The 10,516-nt window shown below is 55.7% G+C and carries 9 protein-coding genes and 2 tRNA genes; 9 read left to right on the forward strand and 2 right to left on the reverse strand.

Annotated elements, in window-relative coordinates:
* Positions 1-5: 5 nt before the first annotated feature.
* Together prfA and HY272_04475 are read right to left on the reverse strand one after the other, a co-directional pair.
* Positions 6-1,088, reverse strand: coding sequence for a peptide chain release factor 1 (gene prfA / locus HY272_04470; GenBank protein MBI3771939.1), 1,083 nt, complete (start codon positions 1,086-1,088; stop codon positions 6-8).
* 6 nt (positions 1,089-1,094) lie between these two features.
* Positions 1,095-2,360 carry a glutamyl-tRNA reductase gene (locus tag HY272_04475; GenBank protein ID MBI3771940.1) on the reverse strand — a complete coding sequence of 422 codons (1,266 nt, stop codon included), beginning with the start codon at positions 2,358-2,360 and terminating at the stop codon, positions 1,095-1,097.
* A 177-nt stretch (positions 2,361-2,537) separates the two neighbouring features.
* Here HY272_04475 and HY272_04480 point away from each other — a divergent pair, with 177 nt between their 5' ends.
* The 9 genes from HY272_04480 to HY272_04520 all read left to right on the forward strand — a co-directional run bounded on the left by HY272_04480 (position 2,538) and on the right by HY272_04520 (position 10,047).
* The gene (locus tag HY272_04480) at positions 2,538-4,286 is read left to right on the forward strand and encodes a tetratricopeptide repeat protein (GenBank protein MBI3771941.1); all 1,749 of its coding nucleotides are present in this window, start codon (positions 2,538-2,540) and stop codon (positions 4,284-4,286) included.
* 283 nt (positions 4,287-4,569) lie between these two features.
* Entirely contained in the window at positions 4,570-5,142 is a 573-nt protein-coding gene (lolB, locus tag HY272_04485; GenBank protein MBI3771942.1) for an outer membrane lipoprotein LolB, read from the forward strand.
* A 4-nt stretch (positions 5,143-5,146) separates the two neighbouring features.
* The gene (gene ispE, locus HY272_04490; protein ID MBI3771943.1) at positions 5,147-6,031 is read left to right on the forward strand and encodes a 4-(cytidine 5'-diphospho)-2-C-methyl-D-erythritol kinase; all 885 of its coding nucleotides are present in this window, start codon (positions 5,147-5,149) and stop codon (positions 6,029-6,031) included.
* A 12-nt stretch (positions 6,032-6,043) separates the two neighbouring features.
* Positions 6,044-6,118, forward strand: a tRNA-Gln gene (locus HY272_04495).
* A gap of 40 nt (positions 6,119-6,158) precedes the next feature.
* The gene (locus tag HY272_04500; GenBank protein MBI3771944.1) at positions 6,159-7,103 is read left to right on the forward strand and encodes a ribose-phosphate diphosphokinase; all 945 of its coding nucleotides are present in this window, start codon (positions 6,159-6,161) and stop codon (positions 7,101-7,103) included.
* 239 nt (positions 7,104-7,342) lie between these two features.
* Positions 7,343-8,002: a 50S ribosomal protein L25/general stress protein Ctc gene (locus tag HY272_04505; GenBank protein MBI3771945.1), complete on the forward strand. Its 660-nt coding sequence runs from the start codon at positions 7,343-7,345 to the stop codon at positions 8,000-8,002.
* Positions 8,003-8,043: 41 nt separating this feature from the next.
* Positions 8,044-8,622, forward strand: coding sequence for an aminoacyl-tRNA hydrolase (gene pth / locus HY272_04510; protein ID MBI3771946.1), 579 nt, complete (start codon positions 8,044-8,046; stop codon positions 8,620-8,622).
* Positions 8,623-8,763: 141 nt separating this feature from the next.
* Complete coding sequence (gene ychF, locus HY272_04515; GenBank protein MBI3771947.1) at positions 8,764-9,855, forward strand: redox-regulated ATPase YchF; 1,092 nt, start codon at positions 8,764-8,766, stop codon at positions 9,853-9,855.
* A 115-nt stretch (positions 9,856-9,970) separates the two neighbouring features.
* A tRNA-Met gene (locus HY272_04520) sits at positions 9,971-10,047 on the forward strand.
* The last annotated feature ends 469 nt before the right edge of the window (positions 10,048-10,516 follow it).

The following is a 10,516-nucleotide window of genomic DNA, read 5'->3' on the forward strand; positions in this document are numbered from 1 at the left end:
GTGCCTTATTCGCCGATGGCTGCCAACAGATCGGCCTGATATTCCTGGATCAATGGCTCGATCACGGGGTCGAGATTGCCGCCGACGATGTCATCGAGCCTGTAGATTGTCAGGTTGATGCGGTGATCGGTGATGCGGCCTTGCGGGTAGTTATAAGTGCGGATACGTTCCGAACGATCGCCGGTGCCGACCAGTTGGCGCCGAGTCTGGGCCTGTTCAGAGGATTGTTTTTCCTGCTGTGCCGCCAGCAATTTTGCTTTTAACAGTGACATGGCGCGGGCACGATTCTTGTGCTGCGAGCGTTCATCCTGGCACTCAATCACGATGCCGCTGGGCATATGGGTGATACGGATGGCGGATTCGGTCTTGTTGACGTGTTGGCCGCCCGCGCCGCTGGCGCGGTAGGTATCCACTTTCAAATCCGCAGGATTAATATCAATCGCTTCAAGTTCATCGGCTTCGGGCAAAACCGCGACCGTACAGGTCGAAGTATGAATTCTGCCTTGCGCTTCGGTTGCAGGTACCCGCTGCACGCGATGCGCGCCAGATTCAAATTTCAGGCGCGAATAGGCGCCATTGCCAATGATGCGGCTGATGACTTCCTTGTAGCCGCCATGTTCGCCCAGGCTTTCACTAATAATTTCCACCTGCCAACGCTTGGTTTCCGCGTAGCGGGAATACATGCGAAACAAATCACCGGCAAAGATGGCGGCTTCGTCACCGCCGGCGCCGGCGCGGATTTCCAGAAAGATATTTTTGCTGTCGTTGGGATCGCTCGGCAGCATCAGCTTTTGCAATTCCTGTTCGAGTTCTGCTGCGCGTGCCTGGGATGATTTCAATTCATCCTCGGCCATGGCACGCAGATCGGCATCGCTTTCCTTGAGCATTTCCTCGGCGGCGGCGCTGTCATCAAGCGTCTTGCGATATTGCTCAAAACAAGCGACCACCGGATTGATCTCAGCATATTCCTGCGACAAGGCGCGGAATTTCTTTTGATCGGCGATCACGTCGGGCGCGGCGAGGAGGGCATTGATCTCCTGCAGCCGCTCAGAGAGATTCTCCAGTTTGCTGCGGATGGAAGCTTTCACAGTAAGTTAATTGTTTCCGGGTTTTTTAAGATCGAAAAGTTCGCGCGCCGCTTGGAGTAATTCAATGCGACCTTCTGCGCTTGCCTGGCGCAAGTGAGTGCTAGGCGCATGGGTTAGCTTATTGGTTAAAGTATATGCCAGCTTTTGCATGACTTCGGCGGCGTTTTCGCCTGCGGCCAGGCGTTGCAAGGCCTTGTGCAATTCGGCTTCGCGGATGTGCTGCGCCTGGTCGCGGTAATCACGGATGGTGGATACTGCATTCAGCGATTGCAGCCAGCTCATGAAGTGCGTGACCTGAATGTCGATGATCTCTTCTGCCTGACGTGCGGCCTCTTGCCGTGATTTCAGGCCTTCATCGATGATTTCTTGCAAGTCATCGACGGTATACAGATACACATCTTCCAGTGAGCCAACTTCGGGCTCGATGTCGCGTGGCACGGCGATATCGATCATCAGAATCGGCTGGTGTTTGCGTTTTTTAACTGCGCTTTCAACGGCGCCCTTGCCCAGGATCGGTAGCGGGCTGGCGGTGGACGAAATCACAATATCGGCCTCGGCTAAATGTGCCGGGATGTCGCCGAGGGCGATGGCGTAGGCGTTGAATTCGGCGGCCAGGATGTGGGCGCGTTCCACGGTGCGGTTGGCAATGATCATGCGCCCGATGCTGTTGCCTTGCAGATGACGTGCCGCAAGCTCAATGGTTTCGCCGGCGCCGATGAGTAGCGCGGTTTTATTTTCCAGTTCACCAAAGATTTGTTTGGCCAGGCTGACCGCGGCAAAGGCAACCGAGACTGGGCTGGAGCCGATGGCGGTGTCTGTGCGCACCTGTTTGGCGACGGAAAAGGTGTGTTGGAACAGGCGCGATAGGAACTTGCCGACCGTGCCCGCCTCCAATCCTTTGGTGTAGGCATCTTTGATCTGCCCCAGGATTTGTGGTTCGCCCAGGATCAGAGAATCCAGGCCGCTGGCCACGCGCAGCACATGGCGGACCGCCAGTTGATCGGGATGGACATACAGGTAGGGGCGAACTTCCTCGGGTTTCAGCTTATGGTAATGCTCAAACCAGTCGATAATAACGTTACCGTTGTTGTCGTTGCTGCGGCACAGCAGCTCGGTACGGTTGCAGGTGGAAAGAATGGCCGCCTCGCTGACGCCAGGGGTCGAGGTAAGCTCACGCAACGCACAGGCGAGCGCATCCGGCGAGAACGAAACGCGTTCCCGAATGTTGACCGGAGCGGTCTTATGATTGACGCCGACTGCGAGCAGCCCCATGAACTTTGATGTAAAAACCCAGGTCGAATAGGCGAATGATTTTGCGGCATATGGCCGATAATGACAAGTGTAGCAATAGGTTATCTGCCTCGGGATGGGGTGGCTAGTTTGGGGATTAATTCGAGTATAATAGCCCGGGTAACTCTGTTGGAGCGAACCGGGGCAGGGAAGAGGCTTATGCGCATCAAATCAGTGTCGACGGCGTCCGTATCCGTATTTTTAGCGGTTTTTCTTGTTATTTCAATGCTTTCCGGCTGTGCGGCAGTCCCGGCGCAGCACTCGGTTGCCGCTAATAATGTCGAAGATTTACCGGCCCCGGTGTTGCCCCCGTTGCCGAAAGTTGAGCTGACTGCAGACCTGCTGGGAGATTTCCTGATCGCCGAGGTGGCGGTCCAGCGGGCCCAGTTTGAGGTCTCGGCCGGACTCTATAGCCGTCTGGCCAAACAGACCCGTGACCCCCGGATTGCCGAACGAGCTACCCGTGTCGCCGTGTTCGCCCGCAATTATGAAGCGGCGCTGGAAACCGGTCAGTTGTGGGTGGAGCTTGATCCGGCCTCCATGGAGGGGCGACAGATTTTGACCGCCTTGCTGGTCAAAGCGGGCGATTACGACACAGCGTTAGGTCACCTTGAAGCCCTGCTCAAGGATGCCGAGGGTGATGACAGCCGTTACATGCTGATCATTCGCTTGTTGGGACGGGAGCAGGATAAAGACGGCGCACTGAAGGTCGTGGAGAAATTTCTGGCGCGTCACCCGCAGGATAGCGCCGGTCTTTACGCCTATGCGCAATTGGCGCTGCGTGATGGCAAGTTGGCTGAGGCCGAGCGAGTCATCGATCAATTGCTGCAATTGAAACCCGATTGGCCGCAAGGCGTGGTGTTGCGCACGCGCGTGTTGCAGGCGACCAACCGTGAAAGCGAGGCGCTGACGTATCTTGGCAATGTCGTGCAACGGCATAGTGATAGTATCGAATTGCGCGTTGCTTATGGCCGGATGTTGGTGGATGCCGGCCGCCCCGATGACGCATTGGTGCAATTTCAGCGGGCGTTGAAGCAGGATGCCGAAAATCAGGACATTCTGTTCGCGGCGGCGCTGGTTGCCTTGCGGGTTGAGAATATCGATCTGGCGCGTGATTATTTTCTCCGCTTGAACAAGATGGGCGGTCGCATCGATGAGACCAGTTATTATCTCGGCCGCATCGACGAGGAAAAAGGCAAGCCCGAAGAGGCGATCCGTTGGTATGCCCAGGTTGAACAGGGCGAAAACTATTTAACCGCGCAGGTGCGGAGTGCTGTCTTGCGGGCGCGGCTGGGGGATATTGAGGATGCGCGTGCGCATCTGCATGCCATCGAAACCCGCAGCCCGGGGCAACGCCTGCGCATCTTCCTGGCCGAAGGTGAAATCCTGCGCGATCAGGGGCAGGATCAAGAGGCGCTGGTGGTATATAACAGTGGTCTGGAAGAAATTCCCGGTAATACCGAATTGCTCTATGCGCGAGCCATGGTGCAGGAAAAGCTCAATCGCATTGATTTGCTGGAACGCGATTTACTCACCATACTCGAACGCGAGCCGGATCATGTCGATGCGCTGAATTCGCTGGGTTATACCCTCGCCGATCGTACGACGCGTTATGAGGAAGCCTTGAATTACATCAAACGTGCATTTGAGTTGCGTCCCAATGCCTCGCACATTCTCGATAGCATGGGTTGGGTGCAATATCGTCTTGGCCACACCGATGAGGCGATACAGTATTTGCGTCGCGCCATGGATGCCAACTACGATCCCGAAATCGCCGCCCATCTGGGCGAAGTGTTGTGGGTCAAGGGCGATCAAAAAGGTGCACGTTCTATCTGGGATGAGGCCTTGCAGAAATCGCCGCAGAACAAGCTGCTGATGGATGCGATCCAGCGTTTGCAGCATAAGTGATTAACATCCAACGCGGAGACGCAAAGACGCAGAGAAAACCTTGTTAACCGCGAAGGACGCAAAGGAACATGAAGGAAATTATGTGGAATTTTCCCCTGCTGTCCATGATGCGCGGTATCGCCCTTGTTCGCGGTTTTCTTTGAGTATCTTTGCGTCCTTCGCGGTTAATTTTTATTTCTCCTCTGCGTCTTTGCGTCTCCGCGTTGCGAGCGCATGGATGCGCGAGGTGGGGCAACGCAGGGAGTGGTTGCCGAGATTTTCTCACTTTTCCCGGATTTGGATCTTGACCCCCGCGGCGCTTTTGTCCGCCTGCGCAGTTTCCCCGCCCCAATTCCAGATCGATACCACTCCGCAATGGCAAGCGCGTTTAGCGGAGCTTGAGGCCGTTGCGCGCTGGACGCTTAATGGTCGAGTGTCGATTTACGATGGTAAGCAGGCGTGGCACGCCAACCTGATATGGCAACAAGACGGATCGGCGTTCGATGTGCGTTTCAATGGGCCGTTGGCGTCAGGTGCCGTGCATCTCTTTGGTAATGAGACAGAAACCACGCTCCAGCTTCCCGATCAAGTGATGCATGTGGCGCCGACACCAGAGATGTTGTTGCAACGCGAGATAGGTCTGTGGCTGCCGGTTGGGCACTTGCAGTATTGGTTATTGAGCCGGCCCGATCCGGCGTATCCGCTAACGGGTGAGTGGGATCAAGCGGGACAGTTGGCGCGGATGACTCAAGATGGCTGGGAGATCGAATATCGTGAATACACGACCGCGACGAATCCCGTCTTGCCGCGTAAAATTGAAATCACCCATTCGCAATTACGTGTCAAAATCGTTATCGATCAGTGGCGGGTAGGATAACCCTGTGTTGACTTCGAGCCATTGGCCGGCGCCGGCCAAGATCAATCTCTTTTTACATATCACCGGCCGCCGGGCGGACGGTTATCACCTGTTGCAAACCGTATTTCAGTTTCTGGATTACGGCGATGAGCTGGATTTTGAGCTGACTGGCGACGGTGCGCTGCAACGCCAGGGCGATGTCTTGTCCGGAGTGGTGCCAGAGCAGGATTTAATCCTGCGTGCCGCCCGCGCCTTGCAGCAAGCCACTGGCACTCAATTCGGGGCCGTGATTACCCTGCGTAAGCGTTTGCCCATGGGCGGCGGCCTGGGTGGCGGCAGTTCCGATGCCGCGACCACGCTGGTGGCGTTGAATCACCTGTGGCGGACCGGTTTATCGCTCGACCAGCTGGCCGAGCTTGGTCTGCGCCTGGGGGCGGATGTGCCGGTCTTTGTCCGGGGTCAGGCTGCCTGGGCCGAGGGGGTGGGCGAGCTGCTTATGCCGCTGCCCGATCTGCCCACTCCTTGGTATTTGGTCATTGTCCCCGACTGCCAAGTCTCCACGGCGGAGATATTCTCAGCGCCGGAATTGACACGGGACGCGCAAGCCCTCAAAATACCGGCCTTTCTGCGCGGACAGGGGGGTAATGTCTGCGAGCCGGTGGTGCGTAGCCGCTACCCGGAAGTGGCGCAAGCCCTCGACTGGTTGTCCCAGTATGCCCCGGCGCGCATGAGCGGTACCGGCGCCTGTATTTTTGCGGCGTTTGAAACCGAGGCGCAGGCCCAGGCAATAGTTCGGCAGCTACCGGCCGCATGGCGGGGGTTTGTCGCCAAAGGATTAAATGAATCGCCCTTGCGGCGGCGCTTGGCGGTTGAGGCATCCTCCCGCGAGTGTATAAAGAGTTTGCGTTAGCGGTTGCGATACTGGGGTGTCGCCAAGCGGTAAGGCACTGGATTTTGATTCCAGCATTCCCAGGTTCGAATCCTGGCACCCCAGCCACTTATCCATCATAGTGAGGTGATGTGTGTCTGACAGCAAGATGATGGTATTCACGGGGAATGCCAACCCTCAGCTTGCCCAGGCCGTGGTTAAATATCTCGATACCGCGCTTGGCAAGGCGGTGGTCAGTCGCTTCAGTGACGGTGAAATACTGGTTGAGATCATGGAGAACGTGCGCGGACGCGACGTCTTCATCATCCAGCCGACCTGTCGTCCCACCAACGACAATTTGATGGAGCTGTGCGTGATGATCGACGCCATGCGCCGGGCCTCTGCCGGACGCATCACTGCGGTCATCCCGTATTTTGGCTATTCACGCCAGGATCGACGGCCGCGTTCAGCGCGCGTTCCGATTACGGCACGTGTGGTGGCCGATATGCTGACGGTGAGCGGTGCCAATCGCATCCTCACGGTGGATTTACATGCCGACCAGATTCAGGGCTTTTTTGATCTGCCGGTGGATAATATTTATGCCTCTCCGATATTGCTGGGCGACATCTGGCGCCGCAAAGAGATGAATGAGCGGATGGTGGTGGTATCGCCGGATGTCGGTGGCGTGGTGCGGGCGCGAGCCCTGGCCAAGCGCCTTGACGATGCCGAGCTGGCCATCATCGACAAGCGCCGCCCGAAACCGAATGTGGCGCAAGTGATGAATATTATCGGCGAAGTCGAAGACCGCACCTGCGTGCTGATTGATGACTTGGTCGATACCGCCGGTACTTTGTGTCAGGCGGCGAAGGCATTGAAAGAGAGTGGCGCCAAGAAAGTGGTGGCTTACTGTACGCATCCGGTGCTGTCCGGTGCGGCGGTGAGCAATCTTGAGGCCTCGGCGCTGGATGAATTGGTAGTGACCGATACCATTCCGCTGACGGCGGAAGCGATGGCCTGTTCGCGGATCCGGCAGTTGAGCCTGGCGGCATTATTGGGTGAAACCATTCGCCGTGTCAGCAACGAAGAGTCAGTGAGTTCACTGTTTGTTGAATGATTGTAATTACTCACCACAGAGGCACGGAGGGCACAGAGATTTTTTGTAATAGTGAATGAGTAGGTTGGTGTTGTGTATTAACACCGCTGAATATCACTTCTCTGTGTTCTTTGTATCTCTGTGGTGAATAAATATGTTAAAGAATTCAGGCTGTGTGGATGAGAGTCCGCAGCATTGAAAGGTTGCCAATACCTGGTCGCGGGTGAGGCGAAATAGTTAAGCGTAATTTGGAGAAACTTATGGGCGCTGTGAAAATTGTCGTAAATGCAGAAGCGCGCGCTGATGTGGGGAAGGGTGCGAGCCGCCGCCTGCGTCACGCCGGAAAAGTACCTGCCGTGTTGTACGGTGGTAACAAACAACCTGAGTCTGTGCTGCTCAGTCACAACGAAATGTTTTTGAAGGCAGATGACGAGGCGTTCTATTCCCACATTCTGACGATCAACGTCAAGGGTGCCACGCAAAAGGCAGTGGTCAAGGATGTGCAATGGCATCCCTACAAGCCCATCATCATGCACATGGATTTTCTGCGTGTTGATGAAAGCACCGTCATCCGCATCCATGTGCCGGTTCACTTCGTGGGTGAAGACACCGCGCCGGGCGTTAAGGCCGGCGGTATCGTGTCGCACCAGATGACGAATGTTGAAGTCAGCTGTCAGGCTGGGAACTTGCCTGAATACCTGGTCGCTGATGTTTCCAAGCTGGAAGTCGGCGAAGCAGTGCATCTGGCCGACCTGAAACTACCAGCAGGCGTTGAAATTCCTGAACTGGCGCACGGTCCTGAGCATAACCTGTCGGTGGCGAGCATTGTGTTGCCACGTGCAGCGGTAGCAGAGGAAGAAGAAATAGCAGCACCTGAGGCCGAAGCGGCTGAGGGTGAGGAAGAAGGTAAGGCCGAGTAATTCCGGTCACCGTTCCTTCTGGGATGGAAAAGCCGGCGTTGATGATCGAGATTGCTCTGATTGTGGGTCTGGGAAATCCAGGCGCGCAATATGAGCAGACCCGTCACAACGCCGGCTTTTGGTTTGTAGACGCCATTGCTCACGCGCATCGCGCCACTTTTCGCGGTGAGCCAAAGTTTGCGGGTGATATCGCCAAGATCACGCTGCAAGGTCGTGATGTCTGGTTACTCAAGCCCAATATCTTCATGAATCGCAGCGGCCAAGCCGTTGCCGCATTGTCACGGTTTTATAAAATCGCGCCCGAGCAAATCCTGGTGGTGCATGATGAGCTGGATCTTGATCCGGGTATTGCACGTCTCAAGCAAGGCGGTGGTCATGGTGGCCACAATGGATTGCGCGACATCGTGGCGCAACTCGGCAGCAGTGAGTTCAAGCGCTTGCGGATTGGCATTGGCCGGCCGCCGGCGGGCCATGATGTCAGCAATTTTGTGCTGAGTCGCGCAGGCAGTGAAGAGCAGCGGCGGATGGACGATGCCATCGCTGCGGCGCAAGAGGTGGTGCCGTTAGTGATCGGCGGTGATTTTGAAAAGGCGATGAATCGTTTGAATGCGCGGAAGTAATATTGTTTACCACAGAGGCACAGAGTACACAGAGTTGTTCATAAGGTTCCTAGGCAGGATGGCACTTGCTAATCTCTGTGCCCAATGCACTTCGTGGGGCGGCTCTGGTGAGCAGATAGGAAAATAATTTCGGAGGTTGCAATGGGTATCAAATGCGGCATCGTCGGTCTGCCCAACGTCGGTAAATCGACACTGTTCAATGCGCTGACCAAGGCCGGCATCGAAGCGGCGAACTATCCGTTTTGTACCATTGAGCCGAATGTCGGCGTGGTAGGGGTGCCCGATCCGCGTCTGGACGCGTTGGCGAGCATCGTCAAGCCGCAGCGCGTGTTACCGACCACGATTGAATTCGTCGATATCGCCGGTTTGGTGGCAGGCGCCTCCAAAGGGGAAGGCCTGGGAAATCAATTCCTGGCCAATATCCGCGAGACCGATGCTATCGCCCACGTGGTGCGTTGTTTCAGCGATGACAATGTCGTTCACGTTGCCGGTAAAGTGTCGCCGCTGGATGATATTGAAGTCATCAATACTGAACTCGCTCTGGCCGATCTGGATAGCGTCGACAAGGCGATTCAGCGTCTGACTCGCACTGCCAAGGGCGGCGACAAAGAGGCCAAGGCCAGACTTGTCGCCTGTGAAAAAGTTCGGGTGGTGCTTGATCAGGGCAAACCTGCTCGCGCCGCCGGGCTCGATGCCGAAGAACGTGTTTTGTTGCGCGAGCTGCATCTGCTTACCATCAAGCCGACCATGTATATCGCCAACGTCGCCGACGATGGTTTTGAGAACAACCCCTATCTCGACCAGGTGCGCAAACTGGCCGCAACTGAAGAGGCGATCGTGGTGCCGGTGTGCGCCGCGATCGAATCCGAGCTATCGGATCTGTCTGATGAGGAAAAGGTCGAATTCCTCAAAGAAATGGGGCTCGACGAGCCCGGTCTCAATCGCGTGATCCGCGCTGGGTACTCTCTGCTTGGGTTGCAGACTTACTTCACTGCCGGGGTCAAAGAAGTTCGCGCCTGGACCGTCAAGGTCGGTGCCACCGCCCCTCAGGCTGCCGGCGTCATCCACACCGACTTCGAACGGGGTTTTATTCGCGCCGAGGTTATTGCCTATGACGACTTCGTCAAATTCAAAGGTGAACAGGGCGCCAAGGATGCTGGCAAGTGGCGGTTGGAAGGTAAGGAATATATTGTCAAAGACGGGGATGTCATCCATTTCCGCTTTAACGTTTAGTTGCAAACCTGTTGCGCCGAGCCAGGGTTTTATTAGCCTTGACAGGCGGGGGGATAACCCGGAAAATGCGCCTTCCCCTGCCCCAGGCGGGGCACCTGCGGTAAGTTCTTGAATTGGCTACGTAGCTCAGCAGGTTAGAGCACATCACTCATAATGATGGGGTCCCCTGTTCGATTCAGGGCGTAGCCACCATATTCTCCATGTGTATCTCATGATACCTGCCGGAGCCGCCCTTGGCGGTGGCTCTGTATTCAATTGTGCAGTAGGGGCGATTCATGAATCGCCCCTGCGTCGCGAAGCCTTGTTCGGCAGCGTTATCGCGGCTTATTAATCCCTCGGCTGAGTTGTTTGTTCCTCCTTGTTCAGCATACGGCTCGTACATCTCACACATTGCAACACTCATTTTGTCGTTGCAAAGCCTGTGTAGTCGTCTAGTTTTGGTAGTGGGTGGGAATTTCTTCTTAAACGAGTCTCGTATATTAGCCTGTGATTATGCGCTTCATGCGGCAGTGGTTGCGCCCGCTAACGACGCTGTAGAAAAACCCCATTCTGAAAACCTGTTTCAGCTTTGGGTGGATTTTTTTCAAAACAAACCGTTGTCTTCATTTTCGGTTTCCTGTTTTTCTAAAATAATTTCATTGCAAACCTGCCTGATCTGGCA

The organism is Gammaproteobacteria bacterium (assembly GCA_016200485.1).
Classification (GTDB): domain Bacteria; phylum Pseudomonadota; class Gammaproteobacteria; order Tenderiales; family Tenderiaceae; genus JACQEP01.